At 50.9% G+C, this 26,420-nt stretch carries 17 protein-coding genes and 1 pseudogene; 15 read left to right on the forward strand and 3 right to left on the reverse strand.

The window, feature by feature from the left end; genetic code table 11:
- Positions 1-264: 264 nt before the first annotated feature.
- The 4 genes and pseudogenes from IPL71_RS11615 to IPL71_RS11625 all read left to right on the forward strand — a co-directional run.
- A pseudogene (locus tag IPL71_RS11615) lies at positions 265-1,800 on the forward strand (S-layer homology domain-containing protein); the annotation flags it as partial.
- 128 nt (positions 1,801-1,928) lie between these two features.
- On the forward strand, positions 1,929-2,039 hold the full coding sequence (locus tag IPL71_RS25905) for a hypothetical protein (protein ID WP_514130771.1): 111 nt from the start codon (positions 1,929-1,931) through the stop codon (positions 2,037-2,039).
- A 387-nt stretch (positions 2,040-2,426) separates the two neighbouring features.
- A complete protein-coding gene (locus IPL71_RS11620) occupies positions 2,427-4,664 on the forward strand; it encodes an SBBP repeat-containing protein (protein ID WP_345321727.1) in 2,238 nt (745 codons plus the stop codon).
- 265 nt (positions 4,665-4,929) lie between these two features.
- A complete protein-coding gene (locus tag IPL71_RS11625) occupies positions 4,930-7,800 on the forward strand; it encodes an S-layer homology domain-containing protein (protein WP_345321729.1) in 2,871 nt (956 codons plus the stop codon).
- A gap of 31 nt (positions 7,801-7,831) precedes the next feature.
- On the opposite strand, the gene IPL71_RS11630 is transcribed toward IPL71_RS11625, so the two are convergent.
- Positions 7,832-8,335: a helix-turn-helix domain-containing protein gene (locus IPL71_RS11630; protein ID WP_345321731.1), complete on the reverse strand. Its 504-nt coding sequence runs from the start codon at positions 8,333-8,335 to the stop codon at positions 7,832-7,834.
- A 138-nt stretch (positions 8,336-8,473) separates the two neighbouring features.
- Here IPL71_RS11630 and IPL71_RS11635 point away from each other — a divergent pair, with 138 nt between their 5' ends.
- The 5 genes from IPL71_RS11635 to IPL71_RS11655 all read left to right on the forward strand — a co-directional run bounded on the left by IPL71_RS11635 (position 8,474) and on the right by IPL71_RS11655 (position 11,793).
- Positions 8,474-8,746 (forward strand): hypothetical protein, encoded by a 273-nt coding sequence (locus tag IPL71_RS11635; protein ID WP_345321732.1) that lies wholly within the window; start codon positions 8,474-8,476, stop codon positions 8,744-8,746.
- 173 nt (positions 8,747-8,919) lie between these two features.
- The gene (locus IPL71_RS11640; protein WP_345321734.1) at positions 8,920-9,360 is read left to right on the forward strand and encodes a hypothetical protein; all 441 of its coding nucleotides are present in this window, start codon (positions 8,920-8,922) and stop codon (positions 9,358-9,360) included.
- Positions 9,270-9,932 (forward strand): hypothetical protein, encoded by a 663-nt coding sequence (locus IPL71_RS11645; protein WP_345321736.1) that lies wholly within the window; start codon positions 9,270-9,272, stop codon positions 9,930-9,932. Before IPL71_RS11640 ends, IPL71_RS11645 begins: the two co-directional genes overlap by 91 nt.
- Complete coding sequence (locus tag IPL71_RS11650) at positions 9,920-10,495, forward strand: hypothetical protein (protein ID WP_345321737.1); 576 nt, start codon at positions 9,920-9,922, stop codon at positions 10,493-10,495. The genes IPL71_RS11645 and IPL71_RS11650 overlap by 13 nt, the downstream gene beginning before the upstream one ends.
- Positions 10,496-10,512: 17 nt before the next feature.
- Positions 10,513-11,793, forward strand: coding sequence for an S-layer homology domain-containing protein (locus IPL71_RS11655; RefSeq protein ID WP_345321739.1), 1,281 nt, complete (start codon positions 10,513-10,515; stop codon positions 11,791-11,793).
- Between the two features lie 68 nt (positions 11,794-11,861).
- Here IPL71_RS11655 and IPL71_RS11660 read toward each other — a convergent pair whose 3' ends face one another.
- On the reverse strand, positions 11,862-12,803 hold the full coding sequence (locus IPL71_RS11660) for a tetratricopeptide repeat protein (RefSeq protein ID WP_345321741.1): 942 nt from the start codon (positions 12,801-12,803) through the stop codon (positions 11,862-11,864).
- On the reverse strand, positions 12,800-14,209 hold the full coding sequence (locus tag IPL71_RS11665; RefSeq protein WP_345321743.1) for an ATP-binding protein: 1,410 nt from the start codon (positions 14,207-14,209) through the stop codon (positions 12,800-12,802). Before IPL71_RS11665 ends, IPL71_RS11660 begins: the two co-directional genes overlap by 4 nt.
- 260 nt (positions 14,210-14,469) lie before the next feature.
- On the opposite strand from IPL71_RS11665, the gene IPL71_RS11670 reads away from it, so the two are divergent.
- From IPL71_RS11670 to IPL71_RS11695, 6 genes are all read left to right on the forward strand, one after another.
- Positions 14,470-16,326, forward strand: coding sequence for a kelch repeat domain-containing protein (locus IPL71_RS11670; protein WP_345321745.1), 1,857 nt, complete (start codon positions 14,470-14,472; stop codon positions 16,324-16,326).
- Positions 16,274-18,112, forward strand: coding sequence for an S-layer homology domain-containing protein (locus IPL71_RS11675; protein WP_345321810.1), 1,839 nt, complete (start codon positions 16,274-16,276; stop codon positions 18,110-18,112). Before IPL71_RS11670 ends, IPL71_RS11675 begins: the two co-directional genes overlap by 53 nt.
- A 201-nt stretch (positions 18,113-18,313) precedes the next feature.
- Positions 18,314-20,458, forward strand: a complete 2,145-nt coding sequence (locus IPL71_RS11680; protein WP_345321747.1) for an S-layer homology domain-containing protein — start codon at positions 18,314-18,316, stop codon at positions 20,456-20,458.
- 523 nt (positions 20,459-20,981) lie between these two features.
- Positions 20,982-22,901 carry a beta strand repeat-containing protein gene (locus IPL71_RS11685; protein ID WP_345321749.1) on the forward strand — a complete coding sequence of 640 codons (1,920 nt, stop codon included), beginning with the start codon at positions 20,982-20,984 and terminating at the stop codon, positions 22,899-22,901.
- Entirely contained in the window at positions 22,858-23,769 is a 912-nt protein-coding gene (locus IPL71_RS11690; protein WP_345321751.1) for an S-layer homology domain-containing protein, read from the forward strand. Before IPL71_RS11685 ends, IPL71_RS11690 begins: the two co-directional genes overlap by 44 nt.
- Positions 23,770-24,037: 268 nt before the next feature.
- A complete protein-coding gene (locus IPL71_RS11695; RefSeq protein ID WP_345321753.1) occupies positions 24,038-26,164 on the forward strand; it encodes an S-layer homology domain-containing protein in 2,127 nt (708 codons plus the stop codon).
- Positions 26,165-26,420 lie beyond the last annotated feature (256 nt).

The raw sequence follows: 26,420 nt of genomic DNA on the forward strand, positions 1-26,420 counted from the left end.
CAGGTCACGCCCGCCTCGGCGTATGACGCCCCCGTCTGCGCCAGCGCAACGATCACCGTGACCAACAATAACGACAGCGGCGCAGGTTCTCTGCGTCAGGCGCTCGTGGATGTTTGCCCAGGCGAAACGATTAATTTCAGTGAGGCGCTTGCCGGACAAATCATTACACTTATCTCGCCTTTGGTGATCGATAGAAATGTAACCATTAATGGCCAACTCGCAGCTGAGGTTGTTGACATTGAAGGCAATGCTGTAGTACGGGTAATGACCGTAAATAACGGTGTAACCGCCTTCCTTGATAATCTCTATATTTATGATGGTTCCAGCGCTAATGGTGGCATCATCCGCAACGATGGCACATTGACCGTGACGAATAGCACCGTTCTCTCCGGCTATTCATCTACCTTCGGCGGCGGCATCTACAACACTGGCACATTGACCGTAATGAATAGCACCGTCGACGGCAATGCGGCTGATTCTAACGGTGGCGGCATCTACAACACTGGCACATTGACCGTGACGAATAGCACAGTCCAGAACAATACTGCAGGCTACGGCGGCGGCATCTACAACGATGGCGGTACTTTGACAGTTACGAATAGCACCTTCAAGGACAATAGCACCACCGGCTCCGGTGGGGGCATCCAGATCTACGCTAGCGCCGCCACCACACAGGTGACGAACAGCACCTTCAGCGGTAATACTGCAGCCTTCGGCGGCGGCATCTCCGTCGTGACCGGTAATAACCTAACGGTGACGAACAGCACCTTCAGCGGCAATGGAGCAAGCTATGGCGGCGGCATCATCAACGACGGCACATTGACAGTGACGAATACCACCTTCAGCGGCAATACTGCAACTACTGGTGGCAGTAGCGTCTATGCTGATAATACATCTACAGTGACACTCTATAACACAATTCTTGCTACGCTAGTGCCCATCAATACGCTAGTGCCCATCAATAATTGCGCTGGCTCTGGCACAATCAACGCAAACTCAGATAGCGTGGCTACCGATTCAAGTTGCGTGGGGATAGTTGTAAGAACAGCCGCAGAGATCAATCTCGGCGCTCTCACCGGCACTCCGGCATATTTCCCGCTCCTCAGCCCCAGCGTGGCAATTGACAACGGCAGTAATGCCATTTGCGCAGCATCCCCCGTATTAAACACCTCGCAAAATGGCGTAGTCCGCCCGATCGATGGCGATAATATCTACGGAGCGCACTGCGATATTGGTTCGTATGAAGCGCCGGCGGCGAGCTTCACCGTCACCTTTAATGGCAATAACTCCACTGGCGGCTCCACCGCCGCACAGAGCGCCAACTCCGCCACAGCGCTGACAAGCAACGGCTTCACGCGCACCGGTCACACCTTCGCCGGCTGGAACACGGTTGCCAATGGCTCGGGCACATCCTATGCCAACGGCGCGACCTATCCCTTTGATGCCGATGTTATCCTCTACGCCCAGTGGACGATTACAGGTCCGATATTTAGCGATGTTCCCACAAATCACTGGGCATTTTCCTACATTGGGAAATTGTTCGCCTCTGGCATCACTAGCGGCTGTGGAGCAGGGATTTACTGCCCTGATAATTCTGTCACTCGTGACCAGATGGCTGTCTTCTTATTGAAAGGTATGCACGGCGCAGGCTATACTCCGCCCGCCGTGGGAGCCAGCACCGGCTTCGGTGACGTGGCCGCCACTCATTGGGCCGCCGCGTGGATCAAACAACTGGCAGCCGAAGGCATCACCAGCGGCTGTGGCGGTGGAAACTATTGCCCAGATGCCGCAGTCACCCGTGCGCAAATAGCAATCTTCCTTTTAAAAGCTAAGAACGGCTCAGCTATAGTCCGCCCGCGGTGGGAGCCAGCACCGGCTTCAGCGATGTGGCCACTAATTACTGGGCCGCCGCCTTCATCAAACAGCTCGTGGCCGATGGCATTACCTCCGGCTGTGGCGGCGGTAACTACTGCCCCGACTCTGATGTAACCCGCGCCCAGATGGCGATCTTTATCGTCAAGGCCTCTAATTTGCCGTAGAAAGAAAATGTAATTTCATAACTCCCTACCGTACATTTTTCTTATAAAAACCCTAAAGGTCTTTTTTGAAAAGTTCAAAATCACGAAGGGAAATGAGACCTTTAGGGTTTGGGAATACAGTGGTAAGTTCATAAACAAAATCCGTGAGACGCTGGTCTCACGGATTTTGTTATTTTTGTCGTCCAGACAAGATCAAATTGCACTTTTGACAGGTATCGCCAGACTGTCGTTGAACGACAGTCACAGATTTCGTATTTGCCCATAGAATATCGGAAATATCAACATTCGTATTCGTGAGGTGACTTGACCCAAATCTACTTCTGTTGTTTCTATTTGGTTAATTTGTACAGACTCAATATTTGAAACATTCAAAAAGGAAAAAATAAAATGAAACATTCATTCAAAAATAAATTGTTTGTTTTTGTGGCTCTGCTCGCGCTGACCTTCAGCAGTCTGGGCATCCGCCCGGCTCAGGCGTCAGGTGCGATTAATGTCTGGGCAAAAAGCATGGGCGCGAGTAGTACTGAAGAAGGGGATGACATCGCCGTGGACGGTAGTGGAAATGTGTACACCACTGGGAGTTTCACAGGCACAGTAGACTTTGACCCCGGCGCAGGGACTGCCGACCTGACCTCGGCGGGATCTAATGACACCTTCGTCTCCAAGCTGGATTCGAGCGGAAACTTTGTCTGGGCAAAAAGGATGGGCGGGTCAGATATTGATAATGGGTACGCCATCGCTGTGGACGGTAGCGGGAATGTTTACACCACGGGACGCCTCCGAGGCACAGGCGACTTCGACCCCGGCGCGGGGACGACCAACCTGATCTCTGCGGGACTAGATGATATCTTTGTCTCCAAGCTGGATGCCAATGGAGACTTCGTCTGGGCAAAAAGGATGGGCGGGTCGGATTATGATTATGGGTACGGCATCGCCGTGGATGGCGACGGGAATGTATACACCACTGGGAGCTTCAGAGGCACAGTCGACTTCGACCCTGGGGCGGGGACGACCAACCTGATCTCTGCCGGACTAGATGATATCTTTGTCTCCAAGCTGGATTCCAGCGGGAGCTTCGTCTGGGCAAAACGCTTGGGCGGGAGTAGTGCAGATGTAGCGGGCGACATCGCCGTGGACGGTAGTGGGAATGTGTACACCACTGGGTATTTCGGAGGCACAGCAGACTTCGACCCCGGCGCAGGGACTGCAGACCTGACCCCAGCGGGAAGTAATGACATCTTCGTCTCCAAGCTGGATTCGAGCGGGAACTTCGTCTGGGCAAAAAACATGGGCGGGAGTGGTTCAGATGGAGGGAACGGCATTGCCTTGGATAGCAACGGATATGTCTATACCGCGGGCGGATTCTGGGACACAGCCGATTTCGATCCCGGCGCGGGCAATGCCGAACTAACCTCGGCGGGTGGGACTGACATCTTCGTCTCCAAGTTGGATTCCAACGGGGGCTTCGTCTGGGCAAAAAACATGGGCGGGGCGTCTAATGATCCTATGTACGACATGGCCGTGGATAGCAGCGGGAATGTATACACCACAGGGTTTTTCCTAGACACAGCCGATTTCGATCCCGGCGCAGGGACGACCAACCTCACCTCGAGAGGTGGCGACATCTTCATCTCCAAGTTGGACAATAATGGAAACTTCATTTGGGCTGAGAGCATAGGCGGAGCGGACCTTGATTTGGGGAAAGGCATCGCTGTGGATGGCAGTGGGTATGTCTACACTACAGGCTCCTTCTCCTATACAGTCGACTTCGACCCCGGTGTGGGAACTCTCAACCTGACCTCTGCCTCGGGGGCAAGAGACATCTTCGTTTCCAAATTACTGCCTGCCTTTACAGCCACTTTTGACGTCAATGGCGGCTCGGGCAGCATGTCACCTCAGGAAGCCATTTCCGCGACTGCGCTGACGGCCAATACCTTCACGCGGGCAAGCTACACCTTCGCCGGATGGAACACGGCTGCCAATGGCTCGGGCACATCCTATGCCGACGGCGCGACCTATCCCTTTGATGCCGATGTTACCCTCTACGCCAAGTGGACAAGTACAGGTCCGACATTTAGCGATGTTCCCACGAATCATTGGGCATTCTCCTACATTGAGAAATTGTTCGCCTCTGGTATTACAGCAGGCTGTGGAGCAGGGATTTACTGCCCCGATAATACCGTCACCCGTGATCAGATGGCTGTCTTCTTATTGAAAGGTATGCACGGCGCAAGCTATACTCCGCCCGCCGTGGGAGCCAGCACCGGCTTCGGTGACGTGGCCGCCACTCATTGGGCCGCCGCGTGGATCAAACAACTGGCAGCCGAAGGCATCACCAGCGGTTGCGGTGCCGGGAATTATTGCCCAGATGCCGCAGTCACCCGCGCGGAAATAGCAATCTTCCTTTTGAAAGCTAAGAACGGCTCCAGCTATAGTCCGCCCGCCGTGGGAGCCAGCACTGGCTTCAGCGATGTCGCCATTGATTATTGGGCAGCCGCCTTTATCAAACAGTTGGTTACAGATGGCATTACCTCCGGCTGTGGTGCAGGTGTCTACTGCCCCGATTCAGATGTGACCCGCGCACAAATGGCGATCTTTTTGGTGAGGACCTTCAATCTGCCGTAGGAAGAAAAGTTACACAAAAAAGACTCACAGAAAATATCTGTGGGTCTTTTTTTGTTGCCTGAGACCCAAAACAATAGACGTTGGCAACTAAATATAAACTTGATTGCGAAAAACGACTTTACGGACAATGCTTCAAAAAATACAAATTTATTTTGCCTGCAAATCAGATAAATTAGATGTAAAATACCACAATCAAGAAGGGCGGGGTTTTTTCGAGAGTGTTTGGTTTTGTATATCAAAAATAATAACAAGGAGAAATACATTTATGAAATCTCGTACCCGCCTCGTTCTTAATATTTTTTCCCTTTTAGCGCTGTTGGTTTCCCTGTTTGGTGGTGCAGAGACTGTGCAGGCGGCCACTGTTCAAATTGATATTGACGGTCCTTTACACAGCGGATATTTTGGCGATGATGTGGTCACCTTACCCAATGGTAACTTTGTCGTAACAGATCCGCACTATGATGCCCCCGGTTCCATCGCGGATGCTGGGGCTGTTTATTTATATAACGGCACTACCCATGCATTGATCAGTGTCCTGACCGGTTCCATCGCAAATGATAGGGTCGGATCTGATGGTCTGGTGGTTTTGCAAAATGGCAATTATGTGGTGATCAGCTCAGATTGGAATAATGGTGCTGGCGCCGTTACTTTGCTTAACCAGGCGACCGGAATCTCTGGCGTAGTCTCGTCTGCCAATAGCCTGGTTGGTTCTTCACCGAATGATTATGTCGGTTGTAATGGGGTTATAGGATTGTCGAATGGTAATTATGTTGTGCAAAGCAATTGTTGGAACAACGGTGCCGGGGCTGTCACCTGGGGCAGCGGCATTAGCGGCGTGAGTGGGGCGGTGTCTGCATCAAACAGTTTGATCGGTTCTACAGCAAATGATGAGGTTGGCTCTTATGGAGTCATGCCATTGGAAAATGGTAATTACATAGTAAAAAGCCCCGGTTGGGATGGCGTAGCCATAAATGTTGGAGCGGTCACTTGGGGCAATGGCTCAGTCGGTACAGTGGGAGCGGTCTCAGCGGTCAATAGTCTGGTGGGATCCACTGCGAATGATCAGATTGGCTTTATCGGTGTCGTGCAGCTCGCCAATAGTAACTATGTGGTCTCCAGCCCTATATGGGATAACGGCAGTATTGTAGATGCCGGCGCGGTTACTTGGGGCAGTGGCACCAGTGGTGTCAGCGGTTTTACATCCGCGGCCAATAGTTTGGTCGGTTCGACAGAGGATGATCGAATTGGTGATGTTGTAACGGCGCTGGACAACGGCAATTATGTAGTTGGTAACCGTTATTGGGATAACGGCGCAATCGTAAATGCTGGAGCCGCCACCTGGGGTAATGGGCTATCAGGAATTACAGGACCCGTTTCGACAGCCAACAGTCTATACGGCACTACTGCCGAGGATGGGGTTGGAGAGAGAGTCGAAGCGCTGACCAATGATCATTATGTAGTGACCAGCTCCCAGTGGGATAATGGCGCGCTGGTAAACGTCGGCGCGGCTACTTGGGGCAACGGTTCCACCGGTAACGTTGGCGCTGTCTCAGCATCCAATAGTCTGATCGGCCCTTCGGCATATGACTATGTCGGTGGCAGCGCAGTTGCGTTAACCAATGGCAATTATGTCGTTAGGAGCGGCAATTGGAATGGTGTGGGGGCGGCCACCTGGGTTGATGGGTCGGGCAGCACATCGGGCACAGTTACTGCGGGGAATAGTTTGATCGGTTCTACGTCAGCTGATTATGTGGGGAACTATGTATACGCGTTGACTAATGGTAATTATGTAGTGGGCAGTGACGTCTGGGATAATGGCGCTGCGGTGGATGCTGGTGCGGTCACTTTGGGAAATGGCGTCAGCGGCACAACGGGTATTGTCTCAGCGGCTAACAGCCTGGTCGGCTCCACAGATTATGACTATCTTGGTCGTAAAGTCGTGGTACTACCGAACGGCAATTATGTGGTGACGAGTGTTGATTGGGATAATGGCGCAGTGGTAGATGCTGGCTCTGTCACCTGGGGTAGTGGAACAACAGGTGTGACCGGCGTGGTTTCAACAGCGAATAGTCTGGTCGGTTCTACACTTACTGATCAGGTCGGAAGCGACATTGAAACACTCTCGAACGGAAATTATGTGGTGTTAAGCCCCGACTGGGATAACGGCGCAGTGGAAAATGCCGGCGCCGCCACCTGGGGCAATGGCTCCACAGGGATTGTTGGTGTAATTTCAGCATCCAACAGTCTGGTGGGTACTCATGTTGATGATTACGTTGGCTATGATGGGGTTTATGAAAACGGAGAAAATACCGGGCTTGCGTATTACGCGGCTTCTCTCACCGACAATGACTATGTCGTCTTAAGTCCTTATTGGGATAAAGGCACAGTCAAAGATTCTGGGGCGATCACTATAAGCAGGAATTCAGGCACGCCGACCGTTGGCCTGATTACGACAGCCAATAGCGTGCTTGGAACCAATCCCTTGGGCGGTCCTGGTATGGATGTTTGGTACGATGATGTCAATCTTCAGTTGTTGGTCAACCGTCCCGCGGATAATATGGTTACGCTCTTCAAAGATAGTCCCACATTTGTAGATGTGCCTGAAAGTTACTGGGCTTACGGATATATTGAACGCTTGTATGGCGCCGCCATTACGAGTGGGTGTTTGGTAACACCGCTTACTTATTGCCCTGATAGCACAGTGACCCGCGCACAAATGGCGATCTTTCTGTTGAAAGGGATTCATGGTTCAAGCTACACGCCGCCTGCTGTGAATGGCAACACCGGCTTCGACGATGTCGCCGCTGATTACTGGGCTGCCGCATGGATCAAACAACTGGCCGCCGAAGGCATCACCAGCGGATGCGGCGCCGGAATCTACTGTCCTCATAGTACAGTTACCCGCGCACAAATGGCAGTGTTTTTGCTGAAAGCCAAGAACGGATCCAGTTATGTTCCGCCCGCGGTGGGTGGCAGCACCGGCTTCAATGATGTGGCAGTCAATTATTGGGCGGCTCCGTTCATCAATCAACTGGTCGCCGACAGCATCACCAGCGGCTGCGGCTCAGGAGTTTACTGTCCCGATTCGGATGTGACACGTGCACAGATGGCGGTCTTCCTCGTTAAGACCTTTTAGTCTGCCGTAAGAAGCGATTTTAATACGCTTATTAAACAAAAATGCCGTGAGTAAAATTCTCACGGCATTTTTTTTTTAAACTTTTGATAGCCAGTTCCGCTGCCTGCTCTGTTGAAAGAGCTTGCCCGCTTGACCAGGCCTCTTTAAAAGCGTCTGCGCCAAGTTTATTTTTTAATTGGTTAAGAAAATTTTCATTTTCTGCGCGTATGGCAGATCGCCCTGAGTTCGCCGCGGATTTTTTGGCTGGCGCTTTCCAGTTGTGCTGCGAGCGCAATATGACCAAGATGATACATGGAAATGGCAAGCGCGCCCAGGGAAGAAGCGACGCCTTTGACATCGCCAAGTTGATGACGGATGGAAAGACTTCTGCTAATACGAGTTTGTTTTTTTCAAGCCGGCTGATGTAGCTGTAGTGGTAGCCCACTTTTTGCGCCAGTTCGCGTTGCAATAGGTTGGCGCGTTCGCGAAAATAACGCAGCATTTCGCCAAGGCTGGCCGTGATGACAGGTTCAAGAGTGGTGCGTGGTTTTGCCATGCAGTTGATTCCTACACGATTTTATTTTTTCAACAAACTGGCAACAAACTTAATAAAAATGGATGTAAACTTGGCCTTTCATTGGGCGAGTGTGATCCAATAGGTTTATTTATTAAAAAGGAAAAATTTAAAATGAAAATGATGAATATTTTATTGCGGTTCGTTGTATTATTAAGCTTGGTCTTGGGCGCATTAGCGGTGACGCCGACCCAGCCGGCTCTCGCCGCAACACCCGCACAGACTGTAACCAGCAAAGGCGTTTCGCCTGAAGCCTACCTCAACCCGGATGGCACTTTAAATCTGGATAAAAATTTCAGCGGTTCTTTCGACATCGAAGGCTGGGATGTGCAATTAGATCCGGCACATGGGCCGCCAGATGTGTACGTGGGCGCGTTTCCGCGATCTGGATAGTATTCCCGAAGCGGGATCATATTGCGCGCTGGGATGGCACGCAATGGAATGCGCTTTCCAGTGACGGCTCTGGCGATGGCGCTCTCGCTGGCAATCAGGTTGATGCTCTGGCTTTCTCAAATGGCATCCTCTATGTTGGCGGAACTTTTTTAACCGTAAAGAATACGTCTGCCGTGAGTGTCGCTGTCAACCTTGCCCAATGGGATGGAAACGCCTGGTCGGCGGTAGGCGGACTGACCACATTAGCAGGAAATAACCCAGTATATGAAATTGCCTTCTATAATGATCTTATTTATGTTGGCGGCGGGTTTACCAACTTAAATGGGATCGCCGAAGCAGACTATATTGCTCGCTACAACACCACGACCACCACCTGGTCAAGCCTGGGCGATAATGGTGTGGGCGTTGGTTCTATACACTCCCTTGTTTTTGCTCTTGCAGTCGATTCGTCGAATGGTGATCTTTATGTAGGCGGTCTCTTTACAGATGCAGATGGCATCAACGAAGCAGACCGAATTGCCAAATGGAATGGATCAGCCTGGTCTGCCTTAGGAAACGGATTAATAACTCTGCATATTCCATTCTTGTCAATTCATCCACTGAAATATATGTAGGCGGTACTTTTACAAATGTAAATGCAATCGCAGAAGCAGATTACATCGCCAAATGGGATGGCTCCGCCTGGTCGGCTTTGGGTTCGTATTCTGCAAACGGCGCGCTTAACGGTAGTGGCATATTCAGTGCGGGTGTTCGTTCCATGCTGCTCAACTCGGGTACTTTGTATGTGGGCGGCGCATTCAATATGTCAGACCCCAGTTTGGCGGCTGGTAAATATTTGGCACAATACGCTACCGGCACGGGAGACTGGGATGTTGTAGATGATGATGGTTCCGGTGGAAGCCCTTTAACAATGTCTTCCACGGCGGGGATTCTTAGCCTTGCATTATCAGTAAATGAATTATATATAGGCGGTTACATAATAAGTGTAAATGACAATGGCACTATACAACCTAATGCAGATTATTTTGCCAGTATGAATACCACCACTCAAGCTTGGTCTGCATATGGTATTGACAATGGCGTTTTCCAAAGGAACCCGATCACTGCGATCGCGGCGATCGGTACAGATGTATATGTGGCGGGCTATTTTCAAGATGCAAATCGCGACCCCGTATGGATTACCTGATCCGCTGGGATGGTGCTAACTGGAACCCAGTCGGCAATCTAAACCAAACCAATGGCTCAATCTACAATCGTGTGTATGCCCTCGCTGTGGATGGTACCGACCTGTATGTAGGCGGTATTTTTACTGTAGTTGATGTTCTTCCCGGCACAAGCCGCATCGCCAAATGGGATACATTGACCAACACCTGGTCTGCGCTTGGAGCGGGCATCCCCAACAATAGCGTAAATGCTCTTGCTGTAGATTCAAGTCATAATGTATATGCCGGCGGAGATTTTACAGATGTAAACGCAATCGCCGAAGCAGATTATATTGCCAAGTGGAACGGCAGCGCCTGGTCTGCGTTGGCGGGCAATGGCGCCGGAGCAGGTGCATTGAATGGCGCTGTGAATGCCATTGCGCTTAATGGCACCACGGTCTATGTTGGCGGTGTATTTACCTCGGTCAAAGATACATCTGATACAGCCATATCCAATGTCACGCGTACCTTGCCCAGTGGAATGGTTCGGTTTGGTCTGCGATTCCCGGTACTACATCACCCTTTAATAGTACTGTCCGAGCGCTGACATACGCGGACGGCAATTTGTACGCGGGCGGCAATTTCTCGAGCGCCAATGGTGTTGTCGGAGCCAATGTCATTGCAGTCTGGAACAGCGGCACGCAAATCTGGTCGGCCATGGGCAATAACCCCTTTGGCTCTTATGTTACTTCCATTGCAGTCGACGGCGCAAATGTTTATGCCGGTGGCATTTTTACGAATGCGGCGAGCATTCCCACTGCTGATTACGTTGCCAAATGGAACGGGTCAAGTTGGTCGGCCCTCGGCAGTAATGGCGCTGGCAATGGCGCGTTGAATTCAACTGTATCTGCTCTGGCTGTCATTCAAAATGACTTGTGGGTGGGCGGAGATTTTCTAGATGTAAATAACAACGGCACGCGGTTAAAAGCTGCCGATAAACTCGCCGTCTTTGGCTTGGATATTCCGCCCACAGTTTCTTCTGTAACACGCGCCTCCGCCACTCCTACAGGAGCAGTCAGCGTAGATTTCACCGTCACTTTTTCAGAATCAGTAACTGGCGTGGATGAGACCGATTTCTCGCTGACGACCACCGGCGTAACTTCCGCCGCCGTCAGCGGAGTCAGTGGCACGGGCAGCAGCTACACTGTGAGTGTCAACACCGGCGTCGGCAGCGGCACCATCCGTTTAAATGTGCTCGATGATGACAGCATCAAAGATGCAGCCCTTAATCCATTGGCGGCCGGCTTTACAACGGGTGAAAGCTACATAGTCAGCAAGTCGCCGGTCTTTGAGGATGTCCCATTTGACTATTGGGCAAATAGTTACATTGAGCGCCTCGCCAAAGCCGGCATCACCGGCGGCTGTTCAGCGGTCCCGTTGAATTACTGCCCCGACAGCACCGTCACCCGCGCACAAATGGCCGTCTTCTTATTGAAGAGCATGCACGGCTCAAGCTTTAGTCCGCCTGCCGTGGGAGCCAGCACCGGTTTCGGTGACGTAGCCACCACTCATTGGGCTGCCGCATGGATCAAACAACTGGCCGCCGAAGGCATCACCAGCGGATGCGGTGCTGGAATCTACTGTCCCGATAGTACAGTTACCCGTGCGCAAATGGCGGTGTTTTTGCTGAAAGCCAAAAACGGTTCCAGTTATGTTCCGCCCGCGGTGGGAATCAGCACCGGCTTCAACGATGTGGCTGTCAATTATTGGGCAGCCCCGTTCATCAAGCAATTGGTCACCGATGGCATCACCAGCGGCTGTGGCAATAGCAACTACTGCCCCGATTCAGATGTGACCCGCGCGCAGATGGCGGTCTTTCTTGTCAAGACATTTAATCTGCCGTAGAAATGAATTGACGATCAGTCTATAAGTTAAATCAGAGCCGTGAGATTTTTCTCACGGCTCTGATTGTTTTAACTTTCTGTAGCCAGTTCCACTGCCTGCTCGACCGAAAGGTTTTGCCCGCTGGACCAGGCTTCTTCAAAAGCATCTATGCCAAGTTTCGCTTGCAGCTGTTTTCGAAAATCTTTATTCTCTACACTTGCCGCGGGAGACATACCTGCTCCCGTCTCTTTGCGGATCTTCTGGCCGATGCTTTCCAATTGTACTGCCAGCACAATATGACCAAGCCGATAATTGGAAATAGCGAGCGCACCCAGAGAAAAAGCGACTCCTTTGATATCACCAAGTTGATAACGGGTGACAAGACTTCTGCGTTGTAACTCAATGGCATGGGTATATTCTTTTAATTCCAAATAGACTTCAGACAGGCCGTTCAAAGCGTGCCCAAGTGACATCAGGTTTCCGTTTGCCTGATTGATCGAAATCGCTTCGGTGTATAGTTCCCTGGCACGTTCAAGATTGCCTGCTCTACGCTGCGCGGTGGCGAGATTGTTTAAGGTTGGTGTAAGGCGCAACGCATCATTTGTTTGCCGCCGATAGATGAGGACTTGTTCCAGTAATTCAACTGTACGCGCGTACTCTTTTTTGATGCCCGCCAATATGGCGAGCCCGTCCATTGCTGCGTAGATGCCGGTTTCGTAATTCAATGCTTTGGAGATCGTGAATCCCTCTTCTTCAAGAGCGGCCGCTTTTTCATAGTCACCTTGTATTCTGAAATAATCACTTGCACTGCGCAGCAAACGGGCGCGGATTATTGTTGGCGCGGGGTCGAGTATAAGGATCTTATTTAACCAGCGCCGGGCTTCTGTAAAATAACTGCGCATCATCCAGAAATTGGTGAGGGATAAAACAAGATCTCCTGCGATGGCGGTGCGTGTGGAAGATTCCATGCTCCATGTTAGGGCTGCACGCAGGTTGTTGTGTTCGGCTTCTATTTGATTCAACCAGTTCATTGTGATCTCCGCCCTGTTTTAGTAGGGTTCGGCAGTCTGTATGATTTTATGTAATATACGGCATGTCGCTGTCGTATTGGCTCAAGGTCGTTGCCATCTTTTAAGTTTTCAAATGCAAATTCACGCAAGGTTTCAAGGAAGTGATAGCGCCCGGTCTGCGCATCGACTGTGATCAGTGATTTGTCTATTAACTGGATGAGCAGATTGAGAATATCTGAGGGGGTACAAAGTAGTTCGTCACTGCAAATTTCCTCGGCAGCTTCAAGGTTCCAGCCGCCCGCGAAAACAGAAAGGCGGGTGAACAGGGCGCGTTCCTGTCCGCTGAGCAGGGTGTAACTCCACTCGATTGCGCCCCACAGCGTTTGCCGCCATACAGGCAGATCGCGTCCGCCGTGTGTGAGCCACTCGAAGCGCCTGTCAAATTGTTTGAGCATGGCGGTCAGGCTTAAGCTGCGGATGCGCGCAGCGGCTAATTCTATCGCCAAAGGTAAACCGTCTAAACGGCGGCAGATTTCGGCGGCGCGTGAAACGTCTTCTCCTTCCAGTTGAAAATCTGGTTTGGCAGATTGTGCCCTTTGCAGAAATAATTGCACAGAGGCGAAATCCAGCGCGGATGGATTTGTTTTTTCATCGGGCACGGGCAGAGGCGCGAGTGGAAACTCTTGTTCGCCGCGCAAACGCAACGCTTCACGGCTGGTGGTGAGGATCTTTATCTTCGGGGCATTGAGCAGGGGCAGGAGTTGTGGGGCAGATTCCAATACCTGTTCAAAATTATCGATCACGATCAGCTGGCTGCGCTGGCTTAAGATAGCGGGTAAATTGTTTTCTTGTGTGTCTAATGCCGCTGCGAGGGTGGGCAGTACCTGATCTGTTTCAAGCACTGGCATCAGGTCTACAAAAATTACGCCGTCAGAAAAATTTGATGCGAGTTGTTCGGCAACATGCAGCGCCAGACGGGTTTTGCCAACCCCGGGCGCTCCGATCAACGTTACGAGGCGCGTTCCTTCATTTAATAGGATATTGAATAGACTTGCAGATTCAGCCTCGCGCCCCAGCAGCGGCGTGAGGCTGACTGGAAGCCCCGCGCTTCGGGCGGGGCTTGAAGCGGGTTGCAAATCTGCGTCAGTGATCGCCGCTGATAGATTTATGCTGGTTGCGAGTTCGAGCAGCCGTGTTGTGGCTTTGGGGTCATGTTCCAGTTTTAAGGCAGGGATAAATAACTTTCGTAATGCAGACTCACTTAAGGCGCGTTCGTTTTTCTCAAGTCGGCTGATATAGCTGTAGTGATAGCCGACCTTTTGCGCCAGTTCGCGCTGCGATAGGTTGGCACGTTCGCGAAAATAACGTAACAATTCGCCAAGGCTGGCCGTGGTGACAGGTTCAAGGGCGGTGCGTGGTTTTGCCATGCAGTTGATTCTACACGATTTTATTTTGTCAACAAACTGTCAACAAACTCAATAAGAAAGGATGTAAACTGTTCATTCGGTTGGAGATTTAATCCATTAGGTTTATTTATTAAAAAGGAAAAAAATTAAAAATGAAAACAATGAATACTTTTTTACGATTAGTTGTGTTGTTAAGTCTTATCGCAGGTGTTTTGGCGGTAACGCCGGCGCAGTAGCCGGTCTTTGCCAAACACCCGCACAGACTGTCACCAGCAAAGGTCTTGCGCCTGAATCCTATCTCAACCCGGATGGTACCTTTAAATCTGGATAAAAATTTCAGCGGTTCTTTCGACATCGAAGGCTGGGATGTGCAGCTAGACCCGGCGCACGGGCCTGTTTTTTCGCCCATAGCAGCAGAAGATAACTGGAGCGCTGTTGGCTCTGCCGGCGCATTCACAGATGTTGTTTACAGTGTGGTTGTAAATGGCTCAGATGTTTACGTGGGCGGCGCTTTCCTCGATCTGGATAGTATTCCCGAAGCCGACTATGTTGCGCGCTGGGATGGTTCGCAATGGAACGCGCTCTCCAGCAACGGCGCTGGTGATGGTGCTATCGAAGGCGGCAACGGGGTTAATGTCCTGGCTTTCTCAAATGGGATTCTTTACATGGGAGGAAGTTACTTGGGCGTAAAAAATACGTCTAATGTGATTGTCGCTGGCAACCTTGCCAAATGGGATGGCGCTACCTGGTCGGCGGTGGGGAGTTTGACCTCGTTGACGGGAGGCAATTCGGTTTATGAAATTGCCTTCTATAATGATCTTATTTATGTTGGCGGTAATTTTACCAACCTGAATGGAATCGCAGAAGCAGACTATGTCGCTAGTTACAACACCAACGCCAACACCTGGTCAAGCCTGGATAATGATGGGGCAGGGGATGGTTCATTAAAAAATACTGTTTATGGTCTTGCGGTGGATTCATCGAATGGCGATGTTTATGTTAGCGGCTTCTTTACAGATGCAGATGGTAATGTAAATGCCGATAGAATTGCCAAATGGAATGGTTCCGCCTGGTTGGCATTGGCGAACGGTATTCCCAACGGATTTGTTGATTCCATTCTTGTCAATTCATCCACTGAAATATACGTGGGCGGTTCTTTTACAAATGTAGACGCAATCCCCGAAGCCGATCGAATTGCCAAATGGAATGGCTCCGCCTGGTTGGCTCTGGGTGAGTATGCTGGAGATGGCGCGCTTGGTAATTCGGGCATATCCAATCCCAGTGTACGCACCATGATACTAAGATCAGGCATCCTATATGTAGGCGGCGCATTCAGTATGTCAGACCCAAGCCTGGCGGCAGGTAAACATTTGGCAAAATATAACACCGTCACCGGAGAATGGGATGTTGTGGATGATGATGGTTCCAGTGGCAGCCCTTTGATCATGTCTTCTTCAGATGGGATTTTTAGTCTTGCGTTATCTGTAGATGAGTTGTACGTGGGTGGGTATCAAACCGGTTTCAATGATAACGGCGCCATACAGCCCAATGCAGATTATTTTGCCAGCATGAATATCACCACCCAAGCCTGGTCTGCATACGGCATTGACAACGGCGTTTTCTCATCAATCAGCTCGATCAATGCAATTGCGGCCATCGGCACAGATGTATATGTGGCGGGGAGTTTTCAAGACGCAAATCGTGACCCCCGCATGGACTACTTGATCCGCTGGGATGGTTCTGCCTGGAATCCGGTCGGCAATGTAGCTCAGACCTATGGCTCAATCAATAATTCTGTGACTGCCATTGCAGTCGATGGCACCGACCTATATGTAGCCGGCTATTTTACTACTATCTACAATGAAGGCGTATCTGTTTCTGCAAACCGCATCGCCAAATGGGACACGTTGACCGAAACCTGGTCTGCGCTTGGAGCAGGCATCTCCACGGGTAGTGTACTTGTCCTTGCCGTAGATTCAAGTCACAATCTATATGCCGGCGGAGGTTTTACAGATGCAAACTCAATTCCTGAAGCAGATTATATTGCCATGTGGAACGGCAGCGCATGGTCTGCGCTGGCCGGCAATGGCTCAGGGTTGCGCATTGGTTGGCGGCGCCGTGAATGCCATTGCACTTAATGGCACCACTGTATATGTTGGAGGTGCATTCACCTCGGTTAAAGATACATCCAACGCCGTAAAAGTAAACGCCCCATATCTTGCCCAATGGAATGGTTTTGCCTGGTCTGCAATTCCCGGCACTAACTCAGCCTTTGATGGCCCCGTTTATGCGCTTACATATGCCGGTGGAAATTTATACGCGGGTGGCAATTTCTCCAGCGCCAATGGTATTGCCGGCGCTAATAACATCGTGGCATGGAACAGCGGCACGCAAACCTGGTCTGCTTTGGGTAATAATTCTATAAACACAACTGTTTATTCCATTGCCGTAGATGGCGCGAATGTTTATGTCGGCGGTTATTTATATAACGTATCAAATGGCGGCATTCCCATACCCACCGCAGATTACGTCGCCAAATGGAACGGCTCAAGCTGGTCGGCCCTTGGCAGTAACGGCGCCGGCAATGGCGCATTGAATTCATTTGTATATGCTCTGGCTGTCATTCAAAATGACTTGTGGGTGGGCGGAGATTTTCTAGATGTAAATAACAACGGCACCCAGTTAAAAGCTGCCGATAAATTAGCCGTGTTTGGGTTGGATCTTCCACCCACAGTTTCTTCTGTAACACGCGCATCTGCCAATCCCACAGGCGCATCCAGCGTAGACTTCCTTGTCACCTTTTCTGAGGCGGTCAACGGTGTAGATACTACCGACTTTGATTTAATTACCAGTGGAGTTACTGGTGCATCTCTTGTAGTTTTCAATGACCATGTATTTGAAACTACATACACGGTCAGTGTTAACACCGGCACCGGCAATGGCACCATCCGCCTCGATGTGTTGGATAACGACACCATTGTAGACGCGGGAACCAATTCATTATCAGCCGGGCATACCAGCGGCGAAGTTTATACGATCGAAAAAACTGCGCCCACCGTCACATCCTCTGTGCGTGCATCTACAAACTCCACCAGTGCAAGCAGTGTCAATTACACCGTCACATTTTCTGAATCAGTGACCGGAGTTAACACAGCCGACTTCTCGTTGACAACAACCGGCGTATCCTCCGCCGCCGTCAGCGGAATCAGCGGCTCGGGCAGTAGTTACACTGTTGCAGTGAACACCGGTGTCGGCAGCGGCACCCTCCGTTTGGATGTGCTCGACGATGACAGCATCATAGATGCTGCCGGTAATCCATTGGCGGGAGGCTTCACCGTGGGTGAGAGCTATACCGTCAGCAAGTCGCCGGTCTTTGATGATGTGCCATTTGATTATTGGGCAAATAGCTATATTGAGCGCTTATACAAAGCCGGCGTGACCGGCGGCTGCGGCACGGGCATCTACTGCCCCGATGCCACCGTCACCCGTGCGCAAATGGCGGTCTTTCTATTGAAGGGTATGCACGGTTCAAGCTACACCCCGCCCGCCGTGGGAGTCAGCACCGGCTTCGGCGACGTGGCTACCGATTACTGGGCCGCAGCCTGGATCAAACAACTGGCTGCCGAAGGTGTCACCAGTGGATGTGGCAATGGCAACTACTGTCCTGACAGTGTCGTCACCCGCGCGCAGATGGCGATCTTCCTTTTGAAAGCCAGGAACGGTTCAAGTTACACTCCGCCCGCCGTGGGAGTCAGCACTGGCTTCAACGATGTCGCCACTGATGCTTTTGGCGCGGCCTTCATCAAGCAACTGGTGGCCGATGGCATCACTGCCGGTTGTGGCAACAGCAACTACTGTCCCAATGACTCAGTCACCCGTGCGCAAATGGCGGTCTTCCTGGTCAGAGCGTTTAATCTGCCTTAGGGCGAGACTGATAATTAATTTATAAAAGATCAGAGCTGTGAGATGATTCTCATGGCTCTGATGCTTAACTCTTTAGCAGGGAACAACAGACAGTACTTAGGATGAATTTTGTTAATAAGTGCCTTGGAACAAGAGTGCTAAAATAAAAACAATACTGGGTAAACTTTATCCAAATCAACCCGACCCCAAAAAGGAGATTTTATGTTTAGTGGAAAATCAATTGCCAAGATCGGTTCTGTTTTTTTGATCGTGATGTTCCTGTTAACCGGCGCGCTGCCTGCTCAAGCGGCGGCTGCCACTTCTGAAACGATCAACCTGAGCGCGGAAGATTGGGCGCAGATCTATACACTGGCTCCATCACTGGAAGCATCCATTCCCCCCGATACCCAGCAAGCTTATTTGAAAGCCTCCAACACCGGGGCGGTTGATTCCTTTGGTTATGAAGCTATGGCGCTTTCAGGGGATACGCTCGTCATTGGAGCCTATAATGAAGACAGCAACGCGGTGGGCGTGAATGGAAACCAGGCGGATAATTCAGCCGGTAGTTCTGGCGCGGTCTACGTTTTCATCCGCAGCGGAGGGGTGTGGAGTCAACAGGCATATCTCAAAGCATCCAACCCGAATGGAACTGACAACTTTGGTTTGTCTGTGGATATTTCAGGTGACACCATCGTGGTTGGCGCGCCTAGTGAAGATAGTAATGCCACAGGTGTAAACGGAAATCAGCTTGATAATTCCGCCAGCGGATCTGGTGCAGCGTATGTTTTCACGCGCAGCGGCACTACCTGGAGCCAGCAGGCATATCTCAAAGCATCCAATACCGAAGCAGGTGACTACTTTGGCAGGCTCGTGAATATTTCCGGCGACACCATCTCAGTTGCGGCTTATTATGAAGACAGCAATGCCACCGGTATAAACGGAAATCAGGCTGATAATTCAGCATCTGAATCTGGCGCGGTGTATGTCTTCACGCGTACGGGCAGTACCTGGAGTCAGCAGGCGTATGTCAAAGCCTCCAATACCGAAGCAGGGGATTACTTTGGTTATTTTGCCATGGCGCTCTCAGGCGATACACTCGCGGTTGCAGCTCCGTATGAAGCCAGCAGCGCCACCGGTGTGAATGGCAATCAAGCCGATAATTCTGCACCTTACTCTGGCGCGGTGTATGTCTTCACCCGCACGGGCAGCACCTGGAGTCAGCAGGCATATATCAAGGCTTCCAATACCAAAACAGAAGATTACTTTGGTTATCCCAGTATGTCGCTCTCGGGCGATACTCTGGCGGTCGCGGCTTCGTATGAAGACAGTAACGCCACCGGTGTAAACGGGAATCAGGCGGATACTTCAGCCATCGAATCCGGCGCGGTGTATGTCTTCACCCGCACGGGCAGCGCCTGGAGTCAGCAGGCGTATATCAAAGCCTCCAACACCGAAGCAAATGATTACTTTGGTACAGAAGTGTCACTCTCGGGTGATATCCTCGCGGTTAGTGCGCCGTATGAAGACAGCAATGCCATCGGCGTGAATGGCAATCAGGCTGATAACTCAGCACCTTACTCTGGCGCTGCTTATATCTTCACCCGCACAGGCACGAACTGGTATCAGCATTCCTACTTGAAAGCCTCCAACGCTGAATCAAATGACTACTTTGGCTCTGCTATTACGCTTTCTGGCAATACGGTGGCGGTCGGCGCTTATGGTGAAGACAGCAATGCCACCGGCCTGAACGGGAATCAGGCCGATAATTCTGCAGGTAGTTCTGGCGCTGCGTATGTCTTTACGATTGCCCCCGTTTTTGATGACGTACCGTTTAGTTATTGGGCCAACAACTTCGTTGAGCGTCTCGCTAAAGCAGGTGTGACCGGCGGCTGCGGTGTGGATATCTACTGCCCGGATAGCACCGTTACCCGTGCGCAGATGGCGGTCTTTCTATTGAAGGGTATCCACGGTTCAAGCTACACCCCGCCTGCCGTGGGAGTCAGCACCGGTTTCGGCGATGTCGCCACCGATTATTGGGCCGCAGCCTGGATCAAACAACTGGCTGCTGAAGGTGTCACCAGCGGATGTGGTAATGGCAACTATTGTCCTGATAGTGTAGTCACCCGCGCACAGATGGCGATCTTCCTTTTGAAAGCCAAGAATGGCTCGGGCTATACTCCGCCTGCCGTGGGAGTCAGCACCGGCTTCAACGATGTCGCCACCGATGCCTTTGCTGCGGCCTTCATCAAACAACTGGTGGCAGACGGCATCACCGCCGGTTGTGGCAACAGCAACTACTGTCCCAACGACTCAGTCACCCGTGCGCAGATGGCGGTCTTCCTGGTCAGGGCATTTAATCTGCCGTAACTCATTTGAATCTGTAAAACAAAAGCCAGATAATCCCGGTTATTTGGCTTTTTGTTTTTGCATGGTTTTATATGACGTGCCTGCTTTGAAATCATTATGTCCATCATTTTTATTGCATGGAGGCCTCTGAAAGAAACTAACTTTAGTGACCCTGTCTGGATAACTAATTTCTTATCAAGCCCTTGCTGAAGTCAGTGGAATTAATAGGGAGTATTCATTATATTAGTTGGTGATGGCGATATTTTTAGTGAAGACTTTCGGGTTACCGTAAAAAATATTTAATATCAAAAGCACCACGAGGTTTTCTTACGGCTCCTTTGATATTATGACGTCAGTAATAAAAGATCAAGCAGCACTGACTTCTTTTTATCAAAACTCTATTCGTCTATTGGAAGTTGCTTTTTGGGGAAGCATTCAACTTTGCAAATACTCTTGTTTAAGGAAAATGCCATGAAATTATCAAGACAATTCTCATATAATATAGGGGATATCCCAAATCGATCGACCCCAGGAGCAATGCATTATGATATCCCGCGCTAAAATTTTTAATAATATTTTTTCCCTTCTGGCACTGCTGGCTTCCTTGCTGGGCAGCGCATGGACAGCCACGCCCGCGCAGGCTGCCTCTGCCAAGTTTGATATTATCGGCCCGGCGGGGAGTGGTAAATTTGGCGATGTGTATATCCTGCCAAATGGAAACTTCGTTGTTGCAGATGAAGAATATGACGCACCAGGCCCCATTGCTGATGTCGGCGCGGTATATCTCTACAATGGTGCCACTCACGCATTGATCAGCACCTTGACCGGTTCCACCGCAAATGACAAAGTTGGTGACTATGTCATAGTATTGGAGAACGGCAATTTTGTGGTGGTTAGCTCCACTTGGAATGGAAATAGAGGCGCCGTTACCTGGGGCAGCGGCACGACCGGCGTCTCTGGTGTAGTCTCAGCCGCCAATAGTCTGGTCGGCTCTACAGCAGGCGACAAAGTGGGCGATTTTGGCATTTATACATTAACGAACGGTAATTATGTAGTAGTAAGCCCCAATTGGGATGGCGAAAAAGGCGCCGCCACCTGGGGCAATGGCACAACCGGCATTGTTGGCGCAGTCTCAACTCTCAACAGTCTGGTCGGCTCCAATGCAACTGACTATGTTGGGAACTCGGTCAGAGTATTGGAGAACGGCAATTATGTGGTGATTAGCCGCGATTGGGATGGTACCAAAGGCGCCGCCACTTGGGGCAATGGCACGACCGGCATTGTTGGCGCGGTTTCAGCCGCCAACAGCCTGGTTGGTTCCTCTGCAGGTGATCAGGTTGGCTATTACGGCGCTGCGGTATTAACGAACGGCAGTTATGTGGTGATCAGCCCCTATTGGAATGGAAATAGAGGCGCCGCCACCTGGGGCAATGGCACGACCGGCATCGTTGGCGCGGTTTCAGCCGCCAACAGCTTGGTTGGCTCCAATGTAAGTGATCAGGTTGGTTATGACGGCGTTGCGGAATTAACGAACGGCAATTATTTGGTGGCTAGCTCCTCTTGGGATGGTACCAAAGGCGCCGTCACCTGGGGCAATGGCACGACCGGCATCGTTGGCGCGGTTTCAGCCGCCAACAGCTTGGTTGGCTCCAATGTAAGTGATCAGGTTGGTTATGACGGCGTTGCGGAATTAACGAACGGCAATTATTTGGTGGCTAGCTCCTCTTGGAATGGAAATAGAGGCGCCGTCACCTGGGGCAGCGGCACGACCGGCATCGTTGGCGCGGTTTCAGCCGCCAACAGCTTGGTTGGCTCCAGCACAACTGACTTTGTTGGCAATGACGGCATTGAGGTATTAACGAATGGCAACTATGTGGTTGGCAGCCCCAATTGGGATGGTGGAAAAGGCGCCGCCACCTTGGGTAATGGCACAACCGGCATTGTTGGCACGATTTCAGCCGCCAACAGTCTGGTAGGCTTTAGCGTAACTGACAACGTTGGCCGTGGCGGCATTGAGGCATTGACGAACGGTAACTATGTGGTGGTCAGCTACAATTGGGATGGTGGAAAAGGCGCCGCCACCTTGGGTAATGGCACAACCGGAATTGTTGGCACGATTTCAGCTGCCAACAGTCTGGTTGGCTCCAGCGTAACTGACAACGTTGGCAATGACGGCGCTGCGGCATTAACGAACGGCAATTATGTGGTGGTCAGCTCCACTTGGGATGGTACCAAAGGCGCCGTCACCTGGGGCAATGGCACAACCGGTATTGTTGGCGTGGTCACAACCATCAACAGTCTGGTTGGCTCCTCCGCAGGCGATCAGGTCGGTTATTACGGCATTGAGGCATTAACGGACGGTAATTACGTGGTCAACAGCCCTACCTGGAATGGAAACAGAGGCGCCGTCACCTGGGGCAATGGTACAACGGGTATCTCTGGCGAAGTGGTCTCAGCCCGCTAACAGTCTGGTCGGCTCCACGGTAGATGATCAGGTTGGTTATTACGGCATTAATACATTAACGAATGGTAGTTATGTGGTGACCAGCCCATATTGGGATAGCGCGCAAACCGATAGCGGAGCCATCACTCTTGTTTCAGATGCAACCCCGGTCACTGGTGTCATTAATAGCAATAATAGCGTACTTGGCACGGCTGCCAACTTCGGCTATTTAATGTACTCCGAGTATGATTATGTCAACGATCAATTGATTGTTGCGCGTCCCGCCGATAACATTGTTACTATTTTTAGTGTTCTTCCTCCTACAGCCACATTCAGCGATGTCCCATTAACCTATTGGGCCAGCAGCTACATTGAGCGCCTGTACAGCGCAGGCATCACCGGCGGTTGTTCAGCCGTTCCGTTGAATTACTGCCCCGACGCCACCGTTACCCGGGCGCAGATGGCGATCTTTCTATTGAAGGGTATCCACGGTTCAAGCTACACCCCGCCCGCCGTGGGAGTCAGCACTGGCTTCGGCGATGTCGCCACAGATTATTGGGCCGCAGCCTGGATCAAGCAACTCGCTGCCGAAGGCATCACCAGCGGATGTGGCGGCGGAAATTACTGCCCTGATAACACAGTTACCCGCGCACAGATGGCGATCTTCCTTTTGAAAGCCAAGAATGGCTCGGGCTATACTCCGCCCGCGGTGGGAGTCAGTACCGGCTTCAACGATGTCGCCACCGATGCCTTTGCCGCGGCTTTCATCAAACAACTGGTGGCAGACGGCATCACCGCCGGTTGTGGCAACAGCAACTACTGTCCCAACGACTCAGTCACCCGTGCCCAGATGGCAGTCTTCCTGGTCAGAGCGTTTAATCTGCCGTAATGACAGACTTTGAGTAAACCGTAAGTTGGAATTCGCTTTTTTGGTTGATATTCAAAAAAGCATTAGCACACCCGCCCCAGGTATATATACCTGGGGCGGCGTTTTGTTTTTATGCCTAAAAATATGGATTTAAATAAAAGCCAAAAGTACTATTCACAGCCCAATTTAAAAAAAAGAAGCCACTAATAAGTAGAGTAAAACACTCTGGAATATCGAGTTAAGTAACCCTTTATTGTGATATTCCACTTTATAAATCAAGGAGAAATTTATGCGATCCATTTTAGTGAAATTGTTTTATGTGTTTCTTAGCCTAAGTTTGATGATTATCCTGGCAGGTACCAAACCTGCCTACGCGGGTGGAATTACTGTCAACAGCACAGCCGACACCCTGGCAAGTGACGGATTCTGTACCCTGCGCGAAGCCATCACAAATGCCAACAACGACAGCACATCCGGCTCCACCGATTGCGCGGCGGGATCCGGCACCGACATAATTATATTTGCCGGCAATAATACCATCACACTTACTAGTCAATTACCGGCGGTTACGACACCCATCTTGATTACTGGTAATGGCATAGCAAATACCATCATTATGGCGCACGCCTGCGACCCGCTCGGCGGCTTTTGTCCGCATCAGTATCGGGTGTTTGAAGTAGGCGCTGCCGGCAGCTTAACTCTCGACAACCTGACCGTAAAACATGGTAACTGCTTTGATCCCTGCCATATTACAGTAAACAATGCCGGCGGAAATATTCTCAATAGCGGCACCCTGACCATAACCAACAGCCTTCTGACAAACAGCACCGCCCAGAGTGGCGGTAGTATTTATAACAATGGGGGGACGATGACAATAACCAATAGCCAGATTGCCAGCGGAAAAGCTTATTCCGGGGGCGGTATCTACAATGCTGCCGGTTCCGTCTCATTAGTTAAGACAACTGTATTAAACAATGAGGCGGTAAATTTTGATGGCGGCGGAATTTATAATATAGCAACTCTTTTTATAAACAACTCCACCATATCAGGGAATGCGGGTGGAAGCAGCGTTGGCGCGATCATAAATAAGGCGGGGGCAAATTTAACCGTAATTCACAGTACCATCTCAGGAAATGGCAGTACATCAAACGGAGGTGTTTACAATGAGATCAATGGTGTCCTCCACTTAACGAACAGTATTCTTGCTAATAACAGTGGAAGCGATTGCTATAATGCTTTTGCGAATGCAAACACAATTGCCACGAATATCAACAACTTGATCGAAACCAACGGCGCCACGGGAAACATGTGCGGAACCCCCATGCTCAGTTCCGACCCGAACCTTGGTCCGCTTGCTAATAACGGCGGCGCCACTCAGACCTTTGCGCTGCTACCCGGCTCTCCCGCAATCGACGCCGGCGATGATACTCTTGTGTATAACACTTCACAAAATGGAGTCGCTCGTCCGCAGGATGGTGATGGAAATAACACAGCCATAAGCGATTTAGGTTCGTATGAAGTCCCCGATGCGACGATCCCCGCGGTCACTACCTCTATCCGCGCATCTGCCAACCCCACCAACCTCGCCAGTGTAGACTTCACCGTCAGCTTCTCAGAACCCGTCACCGGAGTGGACTTAAGCGATTTCATCCTGACGACAACCGGCGTATCTTCCCCCGCCCTTAGTGGATTCAGCGGTACAGGCAGCAGCTACACTATCACAGTCAACACCGGCAGCGGCAATGGCACCATCCGCCTGGATGTGCTCAATGACAGCACTATTAAAGATGTATCACTTAATTCCTTATCCGATGGCTTCACTGGCGGTGAAACCTACACCATCAGCAAAGCAGCCACATTCAGCGATGTCCCATTAACCTATTGGGCCAGCAGCTACATCGAACGCCTGTACAATGCCGGCATCACCGGCGGTTGCTCAACCGTTCCGTTGAATTATTGCCCCGATGCCACCGTCACCCGCGCCCAAATGGCGATCTTCCTATTGAAGGGTATCCACGGTTCAAGCTACACCCCGCCCGCCGTGGGAGTCAGCACCGGCTTCGGCGATGTCGCCACCGATTATTGGGCCGCAGCCTGGATCAAACAACTGGCTGCTGAAGGCGTCACCAGCGGATGCGGCAATGGCAACTATTGTCCTGATAGTGTTGTCACCCGCGCACAGATGGCGATCTTCCTTTTGAAAGCCAAGAACGGTTCAAGCTACACCCCGCCCGCCGTGGGAGTCAGTACCGGCTTCAACGATGTTGCCACTGATGCCTTTGGCGCGGCCTTCATCAAACAACTCGTGTCCGATGGCATCACTGCCGGATGCGGCAATAGCAACTACTGTCCCAACGACTCGGTTACCCGCGCGCAGATGGCGGTCTTCCTGGTCAGGGCATTTAATCTGCCGTAAAACTTTCGAATAATTATCCAAAAAATCAGCTGGCATGGCGTTCGGTATGCCAGTTGATTTTTTGACTGAAACCGTATCGGAGGTTATCCAAAACGACCAATTTTTTTTTCACATTTGCTACTGTACAATCCTCTCGTAAAAAACCCTAAAGGTCTTTTTTGAAAATCTCGAATTCACGAAAGGAACAGAGACCTTTTAGGGTTTGGATGTACGGTAGAGAATTCCACAAAACTTTCGGGACATTTTTTAAGACTCA

Origin of the sequence: Candidatus Villigracilis proximus (genome assembly GCF_016717045.1) — a bacterium.
GTDB lineage: Bacteria > Chloroflexota > Anaerolineae > Anaerolineales > Villigracilaceae > Villigracilis > Villigracilis proximus.